The following is a 21,322-nucleotide window of genomic DNA, read 5'->3' as shown; positions in this document are numbered from 1 at the left end:
ATGTTTGGAAAACTCACGTTAGAAGCCATTCCATACCACGAACCGATCATTATGGTCGTTGCCGCCTTTATGGCGATTGGGGGTGCCGCGCTACTAGGCGCACTGACGTACTACCGAAAATGGGGCTGGTTGTGGAACGAGTGGTTTACCTCCGTTGACCACAAAAAGCTCGGCATCATGTACTTCGTGGTGGCCTTGGTGATGCTGCTTCGCGGCTTTGCCGATGCGATCATGATGCGGACACAACTGGCGATGGCGGCCGGTGGGGCCGCAGGTTATCTCCCTCCTGAACACTACGATCAGATCTTTACCGCCCACGGCGTGATCATGATCTTCTTCGTGGCGATGCCCATGGTCATCGGTCTGATGAACCTGGTGGTGCCCCTGCAAATCGGCGCCCGCGACGTCGCTTTCCCGTTTTTGAATAACCTGAGTTTCTGGCTATTCGCCGTGTCGGCGATTTTGGTCAATATTTCCCTCGTGGTAGGGGAGTTCGCCAAAACCGGCTGGCTCGCTTACGCGCCGTTATCGGGGGTAGAGTTTAGCCCCGGGGTGGGGGTCGATTACTGGATATGGGCACTGCAAATATCCGGGATAGGCACCACGCTCACCGGCATCAACTTCTTCGTCACCATTCTGAAAATGCGCACCAAAGGCATGACGATGTTCCGCATGCCAATTTTTACCTGGACGTCGCTGTGCGCCAACGTCCTGATCATTGCCTCGTTCCCGATTCTGACCGCGACCATCGCGCTGCTGACGCTCGATCGCTACTTCGGTATGCACTTCTTCACCAATGATTTTGGCGGCAACATGATGATGTACGTCAACCTCATTTGGGCCTGGGGTCACCCCGAAGTCTACATTCTGATTCTGCCGGCCTTTGGCGTGTTCTCTGAAGTGATCGCCACCTTCGCTCGCAAGCGCCTGTTTGGTTACAAAACCATGGTGTGGGCCACGGTGGCCATTACGCTGCTGTCGTTCATCGTCTGGTTGCACCATTTCTTCACCATGGGGGCCGGTGCCAACGTCAATGCCTTCTTCGGCATCATGACGATGATCATTGCCATCCCCACCGGGGTGAAGGTGTTCAACTGGCTGTTCACTATTTTCCGCGGCAGCCTAGAGCTGACCTCGCCAGTGCTGTGGACTCTGGGCTTCATCATCACCTTTACCCTAGGCGGTATGACCGGCGTCATGCTGGCGTTACCGGCGGCCAACTTCGTGTTGCACAACAGCCTGTTCGTGATTGCCCACTTCCACAACGTGATCATTGGCGGCGTGGTGTTCGGCATGATGGCGGGCCTGACCTACTGGTTCCCGAAAGCGTTCGGCTTCACGCTGAGCGAGAAGTGGGGCAAGCGCTCGTTCTGGTGCTGGTTCATTGGCTTTTACGTCGCGTTCATGCCGCTCTATGTCTTGAGCTTCTTCGGTGCCGTGCGCCGTATGCAGTCCTACGCCAATCCTGAGTGGCAACCATGGATGATTCTGGCCTGGGTAGGTGCCGTGATCATCATGATGGGGATTGCCTGCACCATCATTCAGTTCTGGGTCAGTATCCGCGACCGCAAGCTGAATGCAGATCTGACCGGCGACCCCTGGGATGGCCGCACGCTGGAGTGGTCCACCTCGTCGCCTGCACCGTTCTACAACTTCGCGCGCCTGCCGGAAGTCGGCGACATCGACAGCTTCTGGTCGCAAAAGCAGCGTAGCAACGAGCAGTTGGACGAAGCGCCCTACACCGATATTCACATGCCGCGTAATACCGTGGCGGGTCCGGTGATTAGCTTCTTTGCGCTGATTCTAGGCTTTGCACTGGTATGGCATATCTGGTGGCTGGCCGCCGTCGGTGCGTTGGGTGCCGTCGCCAGCTTCTTGGCCCGTGTATTCAACGAAGATATCGACTACTACGTGCCCGCTGCCGAAGTGGCGCGCATCGAGCGCGCGCATGAAAAGCGCAAAACGTCTGCGCCGAGCAGCGCAGCGTCTGACCGTGAACAGACCAACTATGTGGAGGCACGCGCGTAATGGCCACCGATACCCTACATCATGGCGCCGCGTCCGAGCCCCATGAGCACCACGACGCGACCGGCACGAAAGTATTTGGCTTCTGGGTCTACTTGATGAGTGACCTGGTGATCTTCGGGTCACTGTTCGCTACCTACGCCGTGCTGATGAAAGGCACGGCCGCCGGACCCACGGCAGCAGATATCTTCGAACTACCCTTCGTGCTGGTGGAGACCTTCCTGCTGCTGTTCAGTAGCTTCACCTTTGGCATGGGCGTACTGGCGATGAATGCCGAACGCGTCGGCCAAGTAAAAGCGTGGCTGGCGATCACCTTCTTGCTCGGTGCCGCGTTCGTCGGTATGGAAGTGTACGAGTTTCAGCACTTGATTCATCAGGGCTACGGCCCTGATCAGAGCGCGTTTCTCTCGTCCTTCTTTACCCTGGTCGGCACCCACGGCCTCCACGTGACCGTTGGTTTGGTGTGGATTCTAGTGATGCTGGTGCAGCTTTCGACCAAGGGCATCACCCCGATGACACGTCCGCGGATTCTGTGCCTGAGCCTGTTCTGGCACTTCCTGGACATCGTGTGGATCTGCGTCTTCTCGTTCGTTTATCTGATGGGAGTGCTGTGACATGGGTCATTCATCATCTTCAACGTCTTCTCACGGCAGCGTTAAATCGTATGTGACGGGGCTTCTGCTATCTTTAGTGCTAACCGTGATTCCGTTCGCGGTCGTTATGAGCGGTGCGTTGAGCACCGCCACGACGGTGGTGGTCATCGCTATAACAGCCGTGCTGCAGATTTTGGTCCAGCTGGTCATGTTTATGCATATGAATACCAAAGCCGACGAAGGCTGGAACGTGATGTCCTTCGTTTTCACACTGACGATACTCGTCCTGGTGGTAGGGGGCTCGTTATGGATCATGCAGCATCTGCATCTCAACATGATGATCGGCTAAACGTGGCGCCGAGCCGCTGGCGCGACGTGCTGGCGCTCACCAAGCCGGGGATCATTGGTGGCAACTTGATTGCGACCTTGGGCGGCTACTTTTTGGCCGCCCACGGCACTTTCGATTGGATCACCTTTGCCTCGGTAATGATGGGCATTGCCCTGGTCATCGCCTCGGGCTGCGCCTGCAACAACGTGATTGACCGGGATATCGATGCACTGATGGCGCGTACGCGCCATCGCCCGCTGGCCAAAGGGCGCATCTCGATCACTCAGGCGCTGGGTATTTCAGCGCTGTTGGGGGTGGCCGGTGTTGTCTGCTTGGCGCTGGGCACCAACGGGTTGACGGTCGCGCTGGCGGTAATCGGCTGGGGCGTCTACGTGGGGGTGTATAGCCTCTACATGAAGCGCCACTCCGAGTACGGCACGCTGGTGGGCAGTCTCTCTGGCGCCATGCCGCCGGTAGTGGGGTACTGCGCGGTCACGGGGCAGTTCGACAGCGGCGCGTTCATGCTGTTGGTGATTTTCTGCCTGTGGCAAATGCCGCACTCCTACGCCATCGCGATTTTCCGTTACGCCGATTATCGCCGTGCGTCGATACCCGTGCTGCCGGTGGTTCACGGTATCAAACGTGCCAAACACCATATTCTGGGCTATATCGTGGCCTTCATTCCCGCGTCACTGGCGCTGGTACTGGCGAGCCAAGCGGGCGCAGGCTACCTGTGTGTGGCGCTCACCATGGGGGGCTACTGGCTCTACTTGGCGCTGTGTGGCTATCGATTAGAAGACGACGTGCGCTGGGCGAAGAAGGTATTCGGCGTATCAATTTTGACCATTACCGCCATGAGCTTAGTGATGGTGCTGGAGGCGATGGTACCCATGTGGGCGTGATACCTCCGAACAATTAAACCTGACGCAAAACCAAAACGCCCCGAACAGGTGACCGTTCGGGGCGTTGCTTTTAGCGCGTATAGACCGGTGAGTGCTTAGCTTTCCCGCTGACTGGCCTGAATGGCGGTGAGGGCGATGGTGTAGACGATGTCGTCCACCAGTGCGCCGCGCGACAGGTCGTTCACCGGCTTGTTCAAACCTTGCAGCATCGGGCCCACGCTGACGACGCGGGCGCTACGTTGAACGGCTTTGTAGGTCGTGTTGCCGGTGTTGAGATCGGGAAACACGAACACCGTTGCCTTGCCCGCCACGGGGGAGTCGGGGGCTTTCTGCTTGCCCACGCTTTCGATGGCGGCGGCGTCGTACTGCAGCGGGCCGTCGATAGCGAGATGCGGTGCGCGCTCCTTGGCGATGCGGGTCGCTTCACGCACTTTATCCACATCCGCACCGGTGCCGGAGTCGCCAGTGGAGTAGCTGATCATTGCCACGCGGGGTTCGATGCCAAACGCTTCAGCAGAGCGGGCGCTTTGCAGGGCAATTTCGGCAAGCGTTTCGGCATCCGGGTCTGGGTTCACCGCGCAGTCGCCGTACACCACCACCTGTTCCGGCAGCAGCATAAAGAAGATCGAAGAGACCTGGTTGTACTCAGGCGCCGTTTTGATCAGCTGAAACGCCGGGCGAACAGTGTTGGCGGTGGTGTGCACCGCCCCTGACACCAGTCCATCGACTTCATCCAGCTGCAGCATCATGGTGCCCAGCACTACCGTATCTTGAAGCTGTGCTTCGGCGGTTAGCTCGTTCAGTTTGCCGCGTCGACGTTCCACCATGGGGCCGATGTAGCGGGCGCGGGTGCTTTCCGGGTCGATGATGGTCAGCGCATCGGGCAGCGTGAGGCCGCGGTGGTGGGCGACGTTTTCGATATCGTCGCGTTTGCCCAACAGCACGCAGTCGGCGATGCCACGGCGCTGGCAGATGATCGCCGCTTCGATGGTGCGCGGCTCGTCGCCTTCCGGTAGCACGATACGTTTTTTGGCCTGTTGGGCCAGCTTCACCAGCTGGTGCCGGAACGCCGAAGGCGACAGGCGGCGCGTATAGCCACGGCTCAGTTTGGCTTTCAGCCACTCTAAATCCATATGGGCAGCCACGTAGCGTGCCACTTGCTCGGCGCGCTCGAAATCATCCATGGGGATTTCGGTGTTGAGCTGGCTTAGGTCCTGCGCCGTTGTCAGGCTATCGGTGTCGACTGCCAGCACCGGTAAGCCGGTTTTCAGCGCCGGGCGGCACATCTCGATCATGCCCTCGTTGGGCAAAAATCCGTTGGTAAGCAGTACGCCCGCCAACTGCGTACCGTTCATGGTGGCCAGCGCGGAGGCCAGCACCACGTCATCACGGTCCCCGGAGGCGACCACCAGACTACCCGGCGTGAAGATATGCAGCGCATTGGCCGCACTTCTAGCACACAGGCTGGTAGAGAGGACGCGACGACTAGCGGCGTCGCCTTCGTTGAGCATTTTTGCGTTCAGCGCCCGGGCCACGTCTAGCGTGCGCGGAGCGCTTAGGGTTTTGCTGTAGGGCACGACGCCAATCAGATGAAAGCTATCGGTGGCCAGCGCTGGCGAGTAGCGGCGCAGTTCGTTGAGGACTGGCTCTTCTAGCTGCGGCTTGATGGTGCCCGGTGCAGCGGAAAGATCATCCTCCTGACCGTAGGGCAGGTTCTTCATGCGCATCAAGATGCCGCCCAAGGTGCGGCTAGAGCTGACGCCACCAAAGCTGCGGGCGTGCATATCCAGCTCTTCTGCCAGCGCCTGGGGCTCGTTGAGATCCCCAGAGCCCACCAGAATGATCCGCGCGTTCAGCGCATGCGCAAGCTGCGCATTGGTTTGAGTGGCGTAGGTGGTGTGCTGGGTCGGTACCACGCCTTCCACCACGACCAGGTCTAGCGCGCTGCCATCTCGGTAGGCTTGCTGCACGACTTGTTCGTAGAGCTCGATGACGTTTTCCATCAGCTCATCGGTTTGGTCGTCGCGCAGGAGACGCTCCAGGCGCGTCTGAGAGATGGGCGACGGCGGGCGCTGATTCAATGTGCGTGATACGAGCGCCGTCGAGCGGTCCAAGCCTGGACCATTCAGCTCGTTCTGCATGAATGGCTTTAAAAAACCGGCTTTCAGGCCGATGGTGTCGAGCGCCTGAATCAGACCAAGGCACGCGGAGGTGAGCCCCGCGCCCATGCTGGTAGGTACGAGTAGAATCGCTTGCGGTTGCTCGGGGGAGCTATTCATTCAGCGGTCTCCACGCAGTGGCGGGTTTCCATGGCAATGCGGCCCTCTTCATCGGTAGGGATCACCCACACTTCCGGGCCTTGGTGGCCAGCGCTATCCAGCTTGCTCTCTTTGCCACGAATGGTGACTTCGTTGCTCGCTTCATCCAAGCTGAAACCAAAGTGGGGCAGCAGCGCCAGCACTTCACGACGTACGATAGGCGAGTTCTCGCCAATGCCGCCAGTGAAGATCACGCCGTCTAACTTAGGTAATGCACAAGACAGCGCCGCCAGCGATTTGGCAATGCGGTAACAGAAGACGTCCAGTGCGAGTTTGGCAGCGGGGTGGCCAGCCACCGCTTGCTCTTCGACTTCGCGCATGTCGTTGGTCAAGCCGGAAAGCCCCAGCAGGCCACTTTGCTTGTTCAGCACGTCGTCGATCTCGTCCAGTGACCAGCCCAACTGGCGGTGCAGGTGAGCGTGCAGGCCGGGGTCCACGTCGCCGCTGCGGGTGCCCATCACCAGGCCTTCCAGCGGCGTAAGGCCCATGCTGGTATCCAGGCTTTGGTGGTTCCACACCGCAGCGGTAGAGCAGCCGTTGCCCAGGTGGGCGGTCAGCCAGCCGCCCGCGCCACGGCCGCTGAGCTCACCGGCACGCTGGCTAACGAAGGCGTGGCTGGTACCGTGGAAACCGTAGCGGCGAATGCCGTGCTCGGTATACAGCGCTTCCGGCAGTGCATAGCGATAGGCGCGGGGCGGCAGCGTCTGGTGGAACGCCGTATCGAACACGGCCACCTGAGGCAGGTCCGGAAACACCTTACGAGTCGCGGCAATGCCCGCCAGGTTGGCGGGGTTATGCAGCGGTGCCAAGGCAGCGGTGGTCTCGATGGCCTCGATCACGCTGTCATCGATCAGCGCTGCTTGGGTGAAGTGCTCGCCACCATGAACGATGCGGTGGCCCACGGCCCCCGGTACGCGACCCTCCAAACGCTGAAGAATGGCGTTCAAGGCGTCGGCGTGGTCAGCATTCGGCAGCGGTTGGGTAAAGCTTTCACCGGCGCTGTCTTTACCTTTCAAGCGGGCGGCGCTGCTGCCTAAGCGCTCCGCTAGCCCGGCCAAGCGTGGTGCCTGCGGGTCCGCATCGATCAAAGCGTATTTAATAGAAGAAGAGCCACAGTTAATGACCAGCACCGGTGCGTTCATAACCACCTTTGTAACGTAATGAGGAAGTAAGGAGATAGACTTTAGTTTAACATGCTGCGACGCGGAAAATCAGCGAAGAATTTAGTTAGCCTTCTATGTAAAATGTCGGCATCCTGTTCCTTATATAACCCATCGTGAGCCGTTTTGTTCTTATGTCCTCGATTTCTAGCCCCAAGCTGTTACCCCGCCATCTGGCCATTCTGCTAATGATGACCGTGGCGACGATGTTCGCCGCGAACCACGTTTCAGCCCGTCTGGCCTTCGATAACGGCACGGGGCTGCTCTTGGCGGTGTTGATGCGCTCGGGGGTGGCTTGCTTGATTCTACTCTCGCTGGTGATTCTGCAGAAAAAGCGCCTTTGGCTGCCTGCCGGAACGTGGCCCTGGCAGCTGGCGGTGGGGCTACTCATTACGCTGCAAAGCGTTAGCCTTTACTCTGCCGTCGCGCGTCTTCCGGTGGTGATTGCTTTGCTGTTGGTGAATACCTTCCCCATTCAGCTGGCGCTGATTAGCTGGGCGCTGGGCGGGCCTAGGCCTTCTTTACGTAGCTGTCTGATCATGGGCACCATTTTGATCGGCCTTCTGGTGGTGCTGGACATTCCCAGCTGGGTGGCTAACGCCGATGCCATGGGCCCTGAATGGCTGGCAGGCATTGGTTTTGGACTACTAGCGGCCTTTGCGTTTGCCTGCGCGCTGTGGGTCACCGAGCATCGCCTGTCTGGGGTAGGCAGCACGCTGCGCAGTCTGCTGACCATGCAAACCGTGTTCATCGCCATGATCATTGGAGGGTTTCTAGGGGCGGTGCCCGGCGGCATGAGCCTGCCGGACAACAGCACCGGCTGGGTGGGGCTAACGCTGCTGGCGCTGCTGTACGGCAGTGGATTCTCGATTCTGTTCATTTTCGTGCCCCGGCTAGATATGGCCCGCAACGCGCCGGTGATGAACTTCGAGCCGGTGGCGTCGCTGTTGATAGCCTATCTGGTACTGGGCCAAATGCTCAGCCCTAGCCAACTCGTGGGCGGCGCGGTGGTGGTGGGGGGCATCGTCGTACTGAGCCTTTCCAAAGGGCGCTAGAAAACGTCATCAACAGCGCAAGAAAAAAGGAAACTCGATGCAAGCGTCAGTAGGTGAATTGCGTTCTTCATGGGCCTAGGCCACACTTTGAAAGCGTAAGGAAACACTGTTTTTTAACTGAGGTGATCCCCATGAAGATGACCGTACTATCACTGACCTCTGCAGCGCTTCTGTTAGGTGCAGGTGCGTTTGCGGCATCCGCCCAAGCCCAAGAATCTTTCCAATACCCACAAGGATACGTGGGTGGCGATGCCATGTTTTGGAGCCTCAACCCTGACCGTGGCGACTCCCGTGACGATGTCGGCCTACGCCTGCGCGGTGGTGCCCAATTCAACGATTACTTCGCCCTCGAGGGCCACCTAGGCACCGGCGGTTCGGATCGCGGCGCCGATCTAGACCATCTGGCGGGTGCGTATGCCAAAGGTATCCTCCCGGTAGCGCCCAACTTCCGTCTTTACGGTTTAGCGGGTTTCTCCGAGATCGAGATCAGCGATAATCGCGAAAGTGGTCTCTCTTACGGCGCGGGTGCCGAGATGGACATTGCCAACAACGTCTCGATTGGTGCCGACTACATGCGCTACCTGGACGAATCTACCTACGATTTCGATGCGGCGAGCGTAGGCCTTCGCTACCGCTTCTAACACGGAAAGCGTTTAGCGCTTATTCATCAAGGGAATACGACCCCGCTGACCGAGCACAGACTCGGCAGCGGGGTTTTTGGTTGTGAGTGGGCCAATTCTGAGGATCAGCATAATTTCCCTCAGTTTGGGCCAAATGCTGCAAGCGCGAAGGTGGTACCTTCAAAAAAACGATAAACATAACGAATGGCCAGCGAACAAACTTATAACGCTCCATTTATGAGGAAACCCCCATGCGCAACCTAAACAAAATCGCACTTGCCGTTGGTCTCAGTATCGGTGTCTCGGCCACCGTCTCTGCCGCGGAAATGAACTGGCGAATGGCCACGCCTTGGAGCGGCGGCCCCTGGCTCGAGCGCGATGCGCAAATGTTTGCAGACCGCGTTGCCGAGCTGACCGATGGCAAGATCGCCATCGAAGTCTATCCAGGCGGCACCCTCGGTAGTGCGCTGCGCGTCACCAATACGGTGATGTCTGGCGTTGCACAAGTGAGCCATAACTATATCAACTACGACTACGGAACAGACCCCACCACGGCATTGCTGGCGGGCCACTCTAGCGGCCTGACTCCCGAAGAGTTCATGCTGTGGATGTATGAAGGTGGCGGTGCAGATCTCTATGAAGAGTATCGCCGTGACGTCTTTGATGTGGTCGCGTTTCCTTGTGCCATCTTGGGCACCGAGATTTTCCTTCACTCCAACAAGCCCGTTAGAACGCTCGAAGATTTCCAGGGGCTGCGCTTGCGCACGTCAGGCGCTTGGGCCGAAATCGCCTCGCGCCTGGGAGCTTCAACGGTGGTCATGGCGGGCAGCGATATCTACAGCGCTTTGGAACGCGGCGTGATTGATGCTGCCGAATGGGGCAGCCCAGAAATGAACCGCCCGACGGGTTTTCAGGAAGTCGCTCAGTACGTCATTACGCCGGGCGTCCATCAATCAGGCGGTTTCCTCGAGTGCCAAGTGAACAGCGACACGTGGGAAGAACTATCCGAGCGTGAGCAAAACATGCTGCGTCTCGCGGGCAAACTGTCCGTGTTCGATACCTGGCTTGCCAGTTCGTTTGCCGATCTCGATGCGTATCAAGCGCTGGTGGAGGGGCCCAACGAAATCGTCGAGCTGGATCAATCCTTCATTGACGCTATTTACGAAGAGACTGCGAAATGGGAAGACGAATACGCCGCTGAAAACGAATGGTTTGCGCGGGTGCTCGAATCTCAGCGCACGTTCAAGAACGATATGAGCAGCTGGTCGGAGTATCGTCTGCCCATCGGCGTCATGGCACGCTAAGAGGCAACAGCGTCAACCAACAGAGAGGCCTCTACAGGCCTCTCTTTTATTTGTTTTTCCTATACGTTGAGAATTCCCATGAAACTAATCCGATCCATAGAGGCGCTGACACGCGTTGCTGGTTGGTTGGGAGCGATACTGGTCTTCCCATTGATAGGGGCACTGATCGTCGAGGTGTTCAGCCGTTATGTGGCGGGTCGACCGACCCTATGGGCATTCGAGGTCAGCTACATGGTCATGGGCGCCATGTTCATGTTGGGTATGGCCAATGCGCTGCGGGTGGGCCAGCACGTGAGCGTCGATATCGTGACGCTGCAGTTGAAACCGCGGGCGAACGCACTGATCCGGGCGGTGGGCTATGTGCTTTTCCTGCCGGTACTCGTGTGGCTGGTCTGGGAGCTATCCAAATACGCTTGGTCCGCTTTCGATACCAACGAGCGCTCGGGCCGCTCGGCGTGGAATCCGGTGGTTTGGCCAATCTTTACCGTGTGGTTTTTAGGCTTTGCCCTATTGGCACTGCAGGTGGTGGCCGAGCTGCTCAAATCGATCAGGGTGCTCCTGGGGATGACTGACGTCGAGGAGCCAGCCAAATGAGTAGCTATCTCGCGTTATTGATGTTCCCGGCGTTGATGGCCTTCATCATCGCAGGGTTTCCGATTGCGTTTTCGATGATTTTGGTGGCCACCGGCTTTGGCATCATCCAGTTTGGTGATGTGGCGGCTTACCAGCTGCTGACCAAAATAGAAGATACCGCTTCCAATTCCATTCTGGCCGCGGTGCCGCTATTTATCTTTATGGGCGCCATGCTGGAGCGTTCCGGCATTGCCGAGCGCTTGTTCGAAGCCATCCACATGTGGACACGCCGCTTGCCGGGTGGGCTGGGCATTGGCGCGATCATCCTCGGCACTCTGTTTGCCGCCTCTAGCGGGGTAGTGGGGGCCACCGAGGCCGTCATCGGTATGCTCGCAATCCCGGTGATGTTGAAGCACCAGTACAGCAAGAGCCTGATGTCGGGCACTATTTGTGCCAGCGGTTCACTAGGCACGGCCATACCGCCCTCCATTACGGTCGTGGTGCTAGGGCCCGTGGCGGGTGTGTCGGTGGGGTCACTGTTCAGCGGGTTATTGATTCCTGGCTTTTTGATGGCCGTGATGTTCTTGATCTACATCGTCGGTGTCGCCTATCTCAAGCCAGAGATGGCGCCGCGCATTCAGGAGCAGGAGCCGGATATTCCTTTTGGCGACAAACTGCGCATCACCTTGATTGCGTTAGTCCCTACCATGCTGCTGATTTTCACCGTGCTGGGGACCATTTTGCTGGGTATGGCAACGCCCACGGAAGCGGCTGCCTGTGGGGCGCTTGGCGCGATTATTTTGGCGGCCGCCTACCGTAATCTGTCCCTGTCGGTGCTTTGGACCTCGGCGATCAAGACCGTGAACATCTCCGCGATGATTCTCCTAATCGTAATGGGGGGCAGTATGTTTGCGGGCGTCTTTTTTGCCTCGGGTGGCATGGCGACTGTCCAAGCACTGCTAATGGACACGGGGCTAAGCCCGTGGATGATTTTGGGGCTGATTCTACTGATTGCCTTTATTGCCGGGTTTGTTCTTGATCTGATCTCGGTGGTGCTCATTATCATCCCGGTTGCCATGCCCATTGTAAGGATGCTCGGTTTCGATGAAATCTGGTTTTGCGTTGCGTTCCTGGTCGTGCTTCAAACCAGCTACCTGACACCACCATTGGCACCGGCAATTTTCTACTTGAGAGCAATCACGCCACCAGAAGTGACGCTCAAACACATGTATAAAGGTGTGGTGCCTTTTATCATTGCCCAACTGGTGGTGCTGGCATTGGTCCTGATGTTCCCAGCCATTGCCCTGTGGCTACCGGATGTGATGGGAGGGCCTTCCTGGCGCTAGCCTTTTGAAACTTCCCAGTAATGACAAGCCGCTCACTCCAGAGCGGCTTTTTATTGATCAGTCGGGCTTATTGTTAGCGTGCTAATAAATTTGTTAGACTAAGGTATTCCTTCTAACGCTACCCCGAGTGCACGTGACCGCTTGGGGGCCAGTGAACGAGTAATACCCATGACCCCTGATCAACGATTTACCCGCTGGGTGAAAATAGCCTTGGCGGCGTTTGTAGTGCTGTTCGTCTATTTCTTACTCGCCGATAGCTTTATGCCCATGACTCCGGAAGCGCGCGCGATGCGGCCCGTGACGCGTATTGCGCCGGAGCTCAGCGCGCCGGTGAAAGACGTGGTGGTGCGGGACCATCAGCGGGTGAACGCGGGCGATGTGCTGTTTCAGCTAGACCCGGCGCCGTTCGAGCTGGCACGCCAGCAGGCTGCGCTGAATCGCGAGCAGGCCGAGCAGGAGAACGCTCGGCTAACCGCCGAATTGGCGGCGGCGCGAGCCTCGCTGGCATCAGCTCAAGCCACGTTTGAAGAGCGCAGCGGTGAGCGCCACCGCGCTGAGGCGCTGTTAGGGCGGCAGGGCATCTCCCGCCAGCAGTACGAGCAGCAAGTGGCCGCCGAGCATACGGCCCAAGCTGCCGTGGCGTCTGCCCGCGCGCAAATCGATAGCCTAGAAGTGCAGCTAGGTGAAGAGGGCGACGCCAACCTGCGGCTGCGCCAGGCCGACAATGCGCTCGCCCAAGCCGAGTTAAACGTGGCCCGTGCCACGGTAAGAGCGCGGGAGGCGGGCGAAGTCACCAACCTGCAGCTACAGCCGGGGGATTACGTACAGGCCGGACAGCCCGCCGTGGCGCTGGTGGCCAGCCGTGTCGACGTCGTGGCCGATTTTCGCGAGAAAAGCTTGCGCCACGTGAAGGAAGGCGACGAAGCAACGGTGGTGTTCGATGCGCTGCCGGGACGACTGTTGGCAGGCCACGTGAGCGCGTTCGATGCCGGTGTGCGGGAAGGGCAGCAGGTGGCCGACGGGCAGCTGGTGGACATTCCGACCTCCGACCGCTGGGTGCGCGATGCCCAGCGGGTGCGTATTCACATCGCGCTGGACGAGCCTTTGGACGAGCTTCCACCCAGCGGCGCGCGGGCCACGGTGCAGCTAGTGCCCGGCGAGCACGCGCTGGCCAAGCCGTTTGCCTGGCTGCAGGCTCGGCTCGTGAGCTGGCTTCATTATGTCTACTAAATCGCCTACTCAATCAACCTCGCGTACGGGAACATCCGCTACGCGCTCAGTGCCCGCTTCCTCGGCGCTCAGTCAGAATGGGTTTAGCCAGAGCGGACTTAGCCAAAACGGACTGCGCCAGTGCCTGCGGGTCGCGGGCGGCGGCACCTTGGGGTTCATCATCAGCCAATTGATGGGCTGGAATTACGGTGTCTTCTTTACCGTCTTTCCGATGTTCTTGCTGGGGTTGGTGCCGGTGTTGAATGGCTCGATCATTCGCCAGTTTCTCTCCAACGTGAGCCTCAACGTGCTGGAGGTGAGCCTGGTGGTCGGGCTGTTAAAACACATGCCCGTGGTGATGACGCTGGTAGTGCTGGGGCTGTTTTTGCTGCGTTTCAACTTAATGGCCAAAGGCCCGCTGTTTCTGTTTGGTGCCAACGGAGTATTGACGCTCAGCATACTGCTGCACTTTGCCAGCTACCCCAGTGTGGATTTGAGCGACCTGTTGGCCAGCAACCTCATGGCCAGTGTGCTGGCGGTGTTCATCGCCATGCTGATGTACACCCTGTTCCCCGATAGGGAACCCCGCCAACCGCCACCCAGAGGCAGCAAATCGACGGCGCAAATCCGCCATGAAACCCTGATTGGCGGCATCACCGCCACGCTTTCGTTCGTAGTGTTTCAGGTGCTCGATCTGCGCGGGTCGCTCTCGGCGCAAATGGCCACCATCTTGATTCTGTTTACGCTGGGCTACTTTGGCGCGCAGGTGTCGGCGGCCAAGCGCGCGGTGGGCACGCTCTTGGGCTGTAACCTCGCGCTGGTGATGCAGCTGGCGCTCTACACCCAAAGCCACCACTTTGTGCTGGTGATTCTGCTTTATTGGCTGGGTTTGATGCTGTTTGCGCGGGAGCACATCTTGGAAGGCGGCGGTTCCGGCATCGGGTTTGGCGGGCTCACCACCATGGGCATTCTGTTCGGCCAGTCCTTGGGGCCACAGCAGGACTTGGTCTACAGCGCGCTGTATCGCTTTTCGTCCATGAGCATAGCGCTGATCGGCACGCTATCGGTGATGATTTGTCTGCACTATCTGCTCAACCGCTGGGAACCTACTCGCCTGCTCGAAAAGTAGTTGAGGTAATTTTTTAACGAGGCACTACGCTGAAAAGAGCCGCCGTCGATGTCCCATGCACGCGACGAGCGGCCTTTTCCCTCCTAACGGATTAGAGGTGTTCGTCATGGCAAGTGGCAAAGAAGACAAAGTGAAAGGCGCGGCCAACAAAGCCGCCGGGAAAGCCAAAGAAGCCGCCGGTAAGGCCACCGGCAGCAGCAAAACCGAAGCCAAAGGCAAAGCCCAGCAAGCCAAAGGCGAACTGCAAAAAGGCAAAGGCGATGCCAAGGAGGGGGCCAAGAAGAAAAAGTAATTCTCGATGGCACCCCATCAACCACCGGAGCCCAGGCTCCGGTGGCTGTTTTGGCACTTTACGTGACCCAGCGCACGATTTGCGGCTGCTATTTCACGCTTAATGGCAATGTGTCATGACTCCCCTCACTGAGGACGTGCCCCATGCCTACCATGATGAAAGCGGCAATTTTCGTTGAACCCGGCCGCATCGAAATCGACGATAAACCCATCCCCGAGATTGGTCCGAACGATGCCCTCATGCGCATCACCACCACCACCATCTGTGGTACCGATGTTCATATCTTAAAAGGCGAATACCCGGTAGAGCGCGGTTTAACCATCGGCCACGAGCCCGTGGGGGTGATTGAAAAACTCGGTGCCAACGTCAAAGGCTACCAAGAAGGCCAGCGGGTGATTGCTGGCGCGATTTGCCCCAGTTTCACCTCTTACGCCTGCCAGGACGGTTGTTGTGCACAGGATGGCGGCCACCACAGCCACGGCTACAAGCCCATGGGCGGCTGGCGCTTTGGGAACACCATCGATGGTGCCCAGGCGGAGTACCTGCTGGTGCCCGATGCCCAAGCGAACCTCTCGCCCGTCCCCGATGGCCTAACCGACGAACAGGTGCTGATGTGCCCAGACATTATGTCGACGGGGTTTGCCGGTGCGGAATCCGCAGGCATTAAAATAGGCGATACGGTGGTGGTGTTTGCCCAAGGGCCAATTGGCCTGTGCGCCACCGCAGGCGCGCGGCTGCGGGGGGCGGGCATGATTATCGCCGTAGACGGTGTGGATGAGCGCCTGCACATGGCCAAGCAGATGGGCGCGGATGTAACGCTGGATTTCCGCAAGGTCGATGTGGTGGAAGAGGTGCTGAAACTCACCGGTGGTCGGGGGGTAGACGCCGCCATCGAAGCGCTGGGCCTACAGCAAACTTTTGAGGCCGCGCTACGGGTGCTAAAACCCGGCGGCACGCTCTCGAGCCTGGGGGTCTACTCCGAAGACCTCACCCTTCCGCTGGGTGCGTTTTGTGCAGGGCTGGGCGATCATAAAATCATTACCTCGCTGTGCCCGGGCGGCAAAGAGCGCATGCGCAGGCTGATGAGCATGATCGCATCAGGCCGCATAGATCTGGGCCCGCTAGTTACGCACCGCTACGCGCTGGAGGAGATCGTGGAAGCCTACGACCTCTTCTCCCACCAGCGCGATGGCGTGCTAAAAGTGGCGCTTAGCGCTGGCTAAGCGCCACCGGTAGCGGGCTATACCTCTTGGTACAGCTCGCTACCTTCCCGGCGGAATTTCTCCGCCTGCTCCTGCATACCGCGCTTAACTGCTTCGGCGTCGCTTTCAGCGGCGTTTTCCGGGGTGCGGTCGCGGTAGGTGTCGCGTACTTCCTGGCTGATCTTCATGGAGCAGAACTTCGGCCCGCACATGGAGCAGAAGTGGGCTACCTTGGCGGAGTCCTTCGGCAGGGTTTCATCGTGGTATTCCCTGGCGGTGTCCGGGTCCAGCCCCAGGTTGAACTGGTCTTCCCAGCGGAATTCGAAGCGCGCCTTGGAAAGGGCGTTGTCGCGACGCTGGGCCGCCGGGTGGCCCTTGGCCAAATCCGCCGCGTGGGCGGCAATCTTGTAGGTGATGATACCGGTTTTGACGTCGTCCTTGTTGGGCAGGCCCAGGTGCTCTTTCGGCGTCACGTAGCAGAGCATCGCGCAGCCAAACCAGCCAATCATCGCCGCCCCAATGCCCGAGGTAATGTGGTCGTAGCCGGGGGCGATATCCGTCACCAGTGGGCCAAGCGTATAGAAGGGCGCTTCGTCGCAGCACTCTAGCTGCTTGTCCATGTTCTCTTTCACCAGGTGCATGGGCACGTGGCCGGGGCCTTCGATCATCACCTGCACGTCGTGCTTCCAAGCAATCTTGGTCAGTTCACCCAAGGTTTCGAGTTCAGCAAACTGCGCTTCATCGTTGGCATCGGCAATGGAGCCGGGGCGCAGGCCGTCGCCCAGTGAGAACGCCACATCGTACTGCTTGCAGATCTCGCAGATCTCCTCAAAGTGGGTGTACAGGAAGCTCTCCTGATGGTGATACAAGCACCACTTCGCCATGATGGAACCGCCACGGCTGACGATGCCGGTGACACGGTTGGCGGTGAGCGGCACGTAGCGCAGCAACACCCCCGCGTGGATGGTGAAGTAATCCACCCCCTGCTCCGCCTGCTCGATCAGCGTATCGCGGAAGATTTCCCAGGTGAGGTTTTCGGCAATGCCGTTGACCTTCTCCAGCGCCTGATAGATGGGCACCGTGCCAATCGGCACCGGCGAGTTGCGGATGATCCACTCGCGGGTTTCATGGATGTTCTGGCCGGTGGAGAGGTCCATGATGGTATCCGCCCCCCAGCGGATGCCCCAGGTCATCTTGTCCACTTCCTCCTCGATGGAAGAGGTGACCGCCGAGTTGCCCAGGTTGCCGTTGATCTTCACCAGGAAGTTGCGGCCAATGATCATCGGCTCGCTTTCCGGGTGGTTGATGTTGTTGGGAATGATCGCCCGCCCGCGAGCCACCTCATCGCGCACGAACTCCGGGGTGATCTCCTTGGGCAGGCTGGCGCCGAAGCTCTGGCCCGCATGCTGATGGCCCAGAATGCGCTCTACTTCTGCCGTTCCCAACGCTTGGCGGCGCTGGTTTTCCCGCAGGGCAATGAACTCCATTTCCGGCGTGATGATGCCCTGGCGGGCGTAGTGCAGCTGGGTCACGTTCTTGCCCGCTTTCGCCCGGCGGGGTGTGCGGCTTAAATCAAAGCGCAGCTGGGCAAGGGTAGGGTCGTTGGCGCGGCGCTGGCCATACTGGCTGGTGGGGCCATCCAAAAACTCGGTGTCGTTGCGCTCTTCGATCCAGGCCCGGCGCAGCTCCGGCAGGCCCTGGCGCAAATCGATGCGGGCGTTAGGGTCGGTGTAGGGGCCGGAAGTGTCGTACACCAGCAGCGGCGGGTTCTGCTCATCCACGCCGCTGGTTTTGGTGGGCGAGAGGGAGATTTCCCGAAACGGCACGCGAATATCCGGCCGCGAGCCTTCCACGTACACCTTGCGCGAGCCGGGCAGCGGCGCCACGGCGGCGGCATCGACCTGGGCGGTTTCGGCTAAAAAGTGCGCGGTGTTGCTTTTGACGGTCTTGGTCATGACGGTTGCTCTGTGTTGTAGGAGGTTATTCAGAAAGGTCTATACCCATCTGCCAGAAGTCGATTTCCAGGCGGGTGGCATCGCGGAAGATCTTGCTCAGCTCAGCAAAACGGGCGGGGGCGATATCCGCCAGGCGGGCATCGAGCCACGCAAGCTCTGCCTGCATGGCGGCCTGAAACTCCTCGCCTTCGTACATGGCGATCCAGGCATCGAACGGGTTCTGCGCGCCGCGCAGCGTAGAAGACTGCGCGTTGAGCCAGTTGGCGATTTCGCCGTAGCCCACCAGGCACGGGGCCAGCGCCACGTGCAAATCCAGCAGGTCGCCACGGTTGCCGGTATCCAGCACGTAGCGGGTGTAGGCCAATGTGGCGCGGGCTTCGGGGAGTTCGGCAAGCTCCTGTTCGCTGATGCCCCACTCCTGGCAAAAGCCCACGTGCAGGCCCAGCTCCACATCCACAATGGCTTTCAGTCCTTCATGGGCCTGGCGCAAATCCGCTAGGGTGGGGCTTTTGTAGGCGGCCAACGCGTAGGCGCGGGCGAAGTGAATCAGGAACAGGTAATCCTGTTTCAGGTAGTGGCGAAACGACGCCTCAGGCAGCGTGGCGTTGGCCAGCTGGCGCACGAAGTCGTGCTCGATATAGGCGCGCCAATCTTGCTGGCAAGCGGTGGTGAGATCGGTAAAGCGGTAGCCCATTGTGTGCCTCCGGGGGGTAATGATCCGGAGGGCGGGCGAGAAAGATCGAGGGAGTGGCACGGAAGGGTGGCGTAAAGGAGCGCCGCGGCCATCGCTTGATCCCTACGCCGGTACCCGCGCGCTCGTAAAAGAGCAGCGCATTAGCCGGATCAGGTTCAGCGGGACCAGCGCTCGGTAGCCAAAAGCCCACCCTGCGCCATCTCAGCCGGATATCACCGGCACCCCGTCAAGCTGTTCGTCGATGGAGTGTAGGAGGCGGGTGGGGGAGATGCAAGGGGGCGCTAACTTGATAGACCACGGGCTTCATTGAAGGATGACTATCCTTCACTAACCCAATGGACTTCTAACGCCCGCAAAGCCATTGCCGAGCACATGGGTGTATATCTGGGTGGTTTCGATACTTTTGTGGCCCAGCAGCTCTTGAACGGTGCGAATGTCAGTACCTTGGCTTAGTAGTTGAGTGGCGAAACTGTGCCGCAAGGAATGGCATGAGCCAGGGCGTGTTAAAGAAGATGAGCGCATGGCATATTTGACGGCTCTCTGGACGGCAGAGGCATGAATGTGATGTAGAACGACGCGGCCCCGCTCATCGAAACAAGGCTTGGAGGAAGGGAATAGCCACTGCCATGCAAGTGAAACACCTGCGTTCGGGTATTTACGGTCCAGAGCATAAGGCAGTGACACAGGAATAGCGTTGTCTTCAATGCGAGCGTTCAGCTGTTGTTCTGCCATTTGTATATGCGTATGTAATGGCTGGATACACGAAGGTGGCAGTAGCGTGGTGCGGTCTTTGTTGCCTTTGCCAGAATACACAGTGATGATTTGCCGTGAGAAATCAATATCTTTGACGCGAAGCCGACAAGCTTCGGAGACACGTAAACCTGAGCCGTACATCAGTGAGGCCATGAGAAGCATAGAGCCAGACAAGTGCTGAAATACCTCCATTACCTCCTGATGGGAAAGCACTACTGGTAAGCGCTGAGGGCGCTTGGCTCGGCTAAATTGACCAATCTCTCCAAGCGGTTGCTCCAGCACGTGGCGATAAAGAAAGACGATGGCATTGAGTGCTTGATTCTGTGTCGCCGCCGCCACGTGCCTTTCGATTGCCAGATACTCCAAAAATTGCCGTACTTCATGATCTGTTAGGGTAGCAGGGTGTTGTAAGTTATTGAACCGAATGTAAAAGCGAATCCAGTAGCAATAGGTTTTCTCGGTGCGCAAGCTATAGCGCTTGACCCTCATGGTTGCCTTGACGCGTTCCATCAGTTTCATAGCAGGATGCCTCAATAATACTGTATATAAAAACAGTATTATTGAGACGAGCAAAACGCGCAAGCCCGCGAATGTTGGCTATATCGCCGAAATTCTCTTTGCACGCTGTAGAATCAATGAGGTAGATTCAATTTGCTGGCTATGAAACCTCAGTCATTGTGATGTCACGTTCATTGAGGTTTCATGGCAGGGGGTATAATCACTGTTAGCCCTTTAGGAGTCTATTTTGACAGAGCAAAAGAAAGATGGATTTTACTTGGAACCATATAAGAGCGTTCACGCCACAGAAAATTGGTTTAAGAACTTAAAATTTCTGGGGAAAGGTGGGAATGGGACTGCATTTTTAGTTATGGCTACTGATGGGCCTTTGCGAGGCGGTCTGTTTGCCTTAAAAGTCTTCCATATGCTTTCTTCTGAAAGGAGGCAGGAAAGATTTCTTGAAGAGGTAAAATTTCTCAAATCTAGCAATCACCCAAATTTAATGAAGCAATTAGACGAAGGAACGTATGCAGGTCACCCTTTTGTCGTACAAGACTATATGCCAAAAACGCTTCACCGAGAGCTAGACGGAAAATCGATTGAATTTGGCAAGGCATTGTTATTTTCCTGCCAATTGCTTTCTGCTTTGCAGGCATTGCATTCCCAATCTTTCATACATCGAGATATAAAGCCTCAAAACATATTTGTCGATAATCTAACTATCTACATGGGTGACTTTGGGTTACTCAAAAAGATAGACACGGCACATGACGAACAAGACAGGAATGACTTTGAGGGGTATTTTGCGATGCCGAAATACTACCGCACGCCAGAATTGGTTGCTTACGCCAAAAGGCAAGGTGCACTAGATCTGAGGTCAGACATCTTCCAGCTAGGCCTTGTTATTGCTCAAATGTTCACTGGTAGAAATCCTCTCGTGTATATGGAAGATAGCCTGTCTGATATAGAGCTGGAAAACATTGGGCACGTCCCGGGGAAGCATGGGGGGCTAGTAGCCAAAACCATAATGGAAATGACCTCTCTCAAACCAGAAAACAGGTGCTCCATAAGCACAGCACTTGGACGTTTCACAGGTCTTGTTGAGACTTATGCAAAAGAATATGAGGCGTTTCATGGCGTATCTTTCATGGGCTAACAAGTCAAAGCACTCGGACGTCGCTACGCTCCGCCGGTGTTTGAAGCGTTAAGGGCAGAAGGAGAGTCGAGTGCGGGATGAGCACGTAGAGTATTTCTCGCAGTTCCTCGGTGAATTTCAAGGGGAGACCGATCGGGGCGCGGCCTTGGTCGGCGCGGCTTTGATCGATGAGCGGTTACACAGACTTTTAGAGTCGCATTTTGTTGCGTG

The 21,322-nt window shown here is 57.8% G+C and carries 19 protein-coding genes and 1 riboswitch; of the genes, 14 read left to right on the top strand and 5 right to left on the bottom strand.

From position 1 onward, the window contains the following. The 4 genes from cyoB to cyoE are packed head-to-tail and all read left to right on the top strand — an operon-like array spanning position 1 to position 3,848. Positions 1-2,028 (top strand): cytochrome o ubiquinol oxidase subunit I, encoded by a 2,028-nt coding sequence (gene cyoB, locus MHM37_RS09210; RefSeq protein ID WP_239296424.1) that lies wholly within the window; start codon positions 1-3, stop codon positions 2,026-2,028. After that, positions 2,028-2,639 (top strand): cytochrome o ubiquinol oxidase subunit III, encoded by a 612-nt coding sequence (gene cyoC / locus MHM37_RS09205; protein WP_044629016.1) that lies wholly within the window; start codon positions 2,028-2,030, stop codon positions 2,637-2,639. The genes cyoB and cyoC overlap by 1 nt, the downstream gene beginning before the upstream one ends. A 1-nt stretch (position 2,640) precedes the next feature. Next, a complete protein-coding gene (gene cyoD / locus MHM37_RS09200; RefSeq protein WP_074210925.1) occupies positions 2,641-2,967 on the top strand; it encodes a cytochrome o ubiquinol oxidase subunit IV in 327 nt (108 codons plus the stop codon). After that, positions 2,925-3,848 (top strand): heme o synthase, encoded by a 924-nt coding sequence (gene cyoE, locus MHM37_RS09195; protein ID WP_139525284.1) that lies wholly within the window; start codon positions 2,925-2,927, stop codon positions 3,846-3,848. Before cyoD ends, cyoE begins: the two co-directional genes overlap by 43 nt. Before the next feature lie 95 nt (positions 3,849-3,943). Here the strand turns inward: cyoE and pta are convergent, their stop codons facing one another. Together pta and MHM37_RS09185 are read right to left on the bottom strand one after the other, a co-directional pair. Further along, a complete protein-coding gene (gene pta / locus MHM37_RS09190) occupies positions 3,944-6,127 on the bottom strand; it encodes a phosphate acetyltransferase (protein WP_239296423.1) in 2,184 nt (727 codons plus the stop codon). Next, positions 6,124-7,308, bottom strand: a complete 1,185-nt coding sequence (locus tag MHM37_RS09185; protein WP_239296422.1) for an acetate kinase — start codon at positions 7,306-7,308, stop codon at positions 6,124-6,126. Before MHM37_RS09185 ends, pta begins: the two co-directional genes overlap by 4 nt. Before the next feature lie 152 nt (positions 7,309-7,460). On the opposite strand from MHM37_RS09185, the gene MHM37_RS09180 reads away from it, so the two are divergent. The 9 genes from MHM37_RS09180 to MHM37_RS09140 all read left to right on the top strand — a co-directional run bounded on the left by MHM37_RS09180 (position 7,461) and on the right by MHM37_RS09140 (position 16,077). Continuing rightward, on the top strand, positions 7,461-8,381 hold the full coding sequence (locus MHM37_RS09180; RefSeq protein WP_153842249.1) for a DMT family transporter: 921 nt from the start codon (positions 7,461-7,463) through the stop codon (positions 8,379-8,381). A 131-nt stretch (positions 8,382-8,512) separates the two neighbouring features. Continuing rightward, on the top strand, positions 8,513-9,022 hold the full coding sequence (locus MHM37_RS09175; RefSeq protein WP_239296421.1) for a porin family protein: 510 nt from the start codon (positions 8,513-8,515) through the stop codon (positions 9,020-9,022). Positions 9,023-9,252: 230 nt separating this feature from the next. After that, positions 9,253-10,305, top strand: a complete 1,053-nt coding sequence (locus MHM37_RS09170; RefSeq protein WP_153842251.1) for a C4-dicarboxylate ABC transporter substrate-binding protein — start codon at positions 9,253-9,255, stop codon at positions 10,303-10,305. 78 nt (positions 10,306-10,383) lie between these two features. Then, entirely contained in the window at positions 10,384-10,899 is a 516-nt protein-coding gene (locus MHM37_RS09165; protein ID WP_172515556.1) for a TRAP transporter small permease subunit, read from the top strand. Next, positions 10,896-12,224: a TRAP transporter large permease subunit gene (locus MHM37_RS09160; protein WP_172515557.1), complete on the top strand. Its 1,329-nt coding sequence runs from the start codon at positions 10,896-10,898 to the stop codon at positions 12,222-12,224. The genes MHM37_RS09165 and MHM37_RS09160 overlap by 4 nt, the downstream gene beginning before the upstream one ends. A 168-nt stretch (positions 12,225-12,392) precedes the next feature. Beyond that, positions 12,393-13,454: an HlyD family secretion protein gene (locus MHM37_RS09155; protein WP_062361374.1), complete on the top strand. Its 1,062-nt coding sequence runs from the start codon at positions 12,393-12,395 to the stop codon at positions 13,452-13,454. Beyond that, the gene (locus MHM37_RS09150; RefSeq protein WP_239296420.1) at positions 13,444-14,562 is read left to right on the top strand and encodes a DUF2955 domain-containing protein; all 1,119 of its coding nucleotides are present in this window, start codon (positions 13,444-13,446) and stop codon (positions 14,560-14,562) included. The genes MHM37_RS09155 and MHM37_RS09150 overlap by 11 nt, the downstream gene beginning before the upstream one ends. Positions 14,563-14,668: 106 nt before the next feature. Then, positions 14,669-14,854: a CsbD family protein gene (locus MHM37_RS09145; protein WP_139525293.1), complete on the top strand. Its 186-nt coding sequence runs from the start codon at positions 14,669-14,671 to the stop codon at positions 14,852-14,854. 143 nt (positions 14,855-14,997) lie between these two features. Beyond that, positions 14,998-16,077 carry an NAD(P)-dependent alcohol dehydrogenase gene (locus tag MHM37_RS09140; RefSeq protein WP_239296419.1) on the top strand — a complete coding sequence of 360 codons (1,080 nt, stop codon included), beginning with the start codon at positions 14,998-15,000 and terminating at the stop codon, positions 16,075-16,077. A gap of 17 nt (positions 16,078-16,094) precedes the next feature. On the opposite strand, the gene thiC is transcribed toward MHM37_RS09140, so the two are convergent. The 3 genes from thiC to MHM37_RS09125 all read right to left on the bottom strand — a co-directional run bounded on the left by thiC (position 16,095) and on the right by MHM37_RS09125 (position 19,977). Beyond that, entirely contained in the window at positions 16,095-18,011 is a 1,917-nt protein-coding gene (gene thiC, locus MHM37_RS09135; RefSeq protein WP_239284893.1) for a phosphomethylpyrimidine synthase ThiC, read from the bottom strand. Positions 18,012-18,036: 25 nt separating this feature from the next. Then, a complete protein-coding gene (gene tenA, locus MHM37_RS09130) occupies positions 18,037-18,705 on the bottom strand; it encodes a thiaminase II (RefSeq protein ID WP_239284910.1) in 669 nt (222 codons plus the stop codon). Positions 18,706-18,787: 82 nt separating this feature from the next. Continuing rightward, a riboswitch (TPP riboswitch) is annotated at positions 18,788-18,941 on the bottom strand. 91 nt (positions 18,942-19,032) lie between these two features. Next, on the bottom strand, positions 19,033-19,977 hold the full coding sequence (locus MHM37_RS09125) for an integron integrase (protein WP_239284912.1): 945 nt from the start codon (positions 19,975-19,977) through the stop codon (positions 19,033-19,035). Positions 19,978-20,203: 226 nt separating this feature from the next. Here MHM37_RS09125 and MHM37_RS09120 point away from each other — a divergent pair, with 226 nt between their 5' ends. Continuing rightward, positions 20,204-21,112, top strand: coding sequence for a protein kinase (locus MHM37_RS09120; protein ID WP_239284928.1), 909 nt, complete (start codon positions 20,204-20,206; stop codon positions 21,110-21,112). Positions 21,113-21,322 lie beyond the last annotated feature (210 nt).

Source organism: Halomonas sp. MMH1-48, from assembly GCF_022348105.1.
Taxonomy (GTDB): Bacteria; Pseudomonadota; Gammaproteobacteria; order Pseudomonadales; family Halomonadaceae; genus Vreelandella; species Vreelandella piezotolerans.
Note: the sequence above shows the minus strand (reverse complement) of the source record. Positions and strands in the feature narration are given on the sequence as shown.

Bases quoted from the DNA above. Each gene is read 5' to 3' on its own strand.
- MHM37_RS09180 (WP_153842249.1), top strand. From the start codon at position 7,461: ATGTCCTCGATTTCTAGCCCCAAGCTGTTACCCCGCCATCTGGCCATT.
- MHM37_RS09150 (WP_239296420.1), top strand. From the start codon at position 13,444: ATGTCTACTAAATCGCCTACTCAATCAACCTCGCGTACGGGAACATCC.
- cyoB (WP_239296424.1), top strand. From the start codon at position 1: ATGTTTGGAAAACTCACGTTAGAAGCCATTCCATACCACGAACCGATC.
- MHM37_RS09145 (WP_139525293.1), top strand. From the start codon at position 14,669: ATGGCAAGTGGCAAAGAAGACAAAGTGAAAGGCGCGGCCAACAAAGCC.
- MHM37_RS09175 (WP_239296421.1), top strand. From the start codon at position 8,513: ATGAAGATGACCGTACTATCACTGACCTCTGCAGCGCTTCTGTTAGGT.
- cyoD (WP_074210925.1), top strand. From the start codon at position 2,641: ATGGGTCATTCATCATCTTCAACGTCTTCTCACGGCAGCGTTAAATCG.
- MHM37_RS09185 (WP_239296422.1), bottom strand. From the start codon at position 7,308: ATGAACGCACCGGTGCTGGTCATTAACTGTGGCTCTTCTTCTATTAAA.
- thiC (WP_239284893.1), bottom strand. From the start codon at position 18,011: ATGACCAAGACCGTCAAAAGCAACACCGCGCACTTTTTAGCCGAAACC.
- MHM37_RS09140 (WP_239296419.1), top strand. From the start codon at position 14,998: ATGCCTACCATGATGAAAGCGGCAATTTTCGTTGAACCCGGCCGCATC.
- MHM37_RS09170 (WP_153842251.1), top strand. From the start codon at position 9,253: ATGCGCAACCTAAACAAAATCGCACTTGCCGTTGGTCTCAGTATCGGT.
- pta (WP_239296423.1), bottom strand. From the start codon at position 6,127: ATGAATAGCTCCCCCGAGCAACCGCAAGCGATTCTACTCGTACCTACC.
- tenA (WP_239284910.1), bottom strand. From the start codon at position 18,705: ATGGGCTACCGCTTTACCGATCTCACCACCGCTTGCCAGCAAGATTGG.
- MHM37_RS09125 (WP_239284912.1), bottom strand. From the start codon at position 19,977: ATGAAACTGATGGAACGCGTCAAGGCAACCATGAGGGTCAAGCGCTAT.
- cyoE (WP_139525284.1), top strand. From the start codon at position 2,925: ATGGATCATGCAGCATCTGCATCTCAACATGATGATCGGCTAAACGTG.
- MHM37_RS09160 (WP_172515557.1), top strand. From the start codon at position 10,896: ATGAGTAGCTATCTCGCGTTATTGATGTTCCCGGCGTTGATGGCCTTC.
- MHM37_RS09165 (WP_172515556.1), top strand. From the start codon at position 10,384: ATGAAACTAATCCGATCCATAGAGGCGCTGACACGCGTTGCTGGTTGG.
- cyoC (WP_044629016.1), top strand. From the start codon at position 2,028: ATGGCCACCGATACCCTACATCATGGCGCCGCGTCCGAGCCCCATGAG.
- MHM37_RS09155 (WP_062361374.1), top strand. From the start codon at position 12,393: ATGACCCCTGATCAACGATTTACCCGCTGGGTGAAAATAGCCTTGGCG.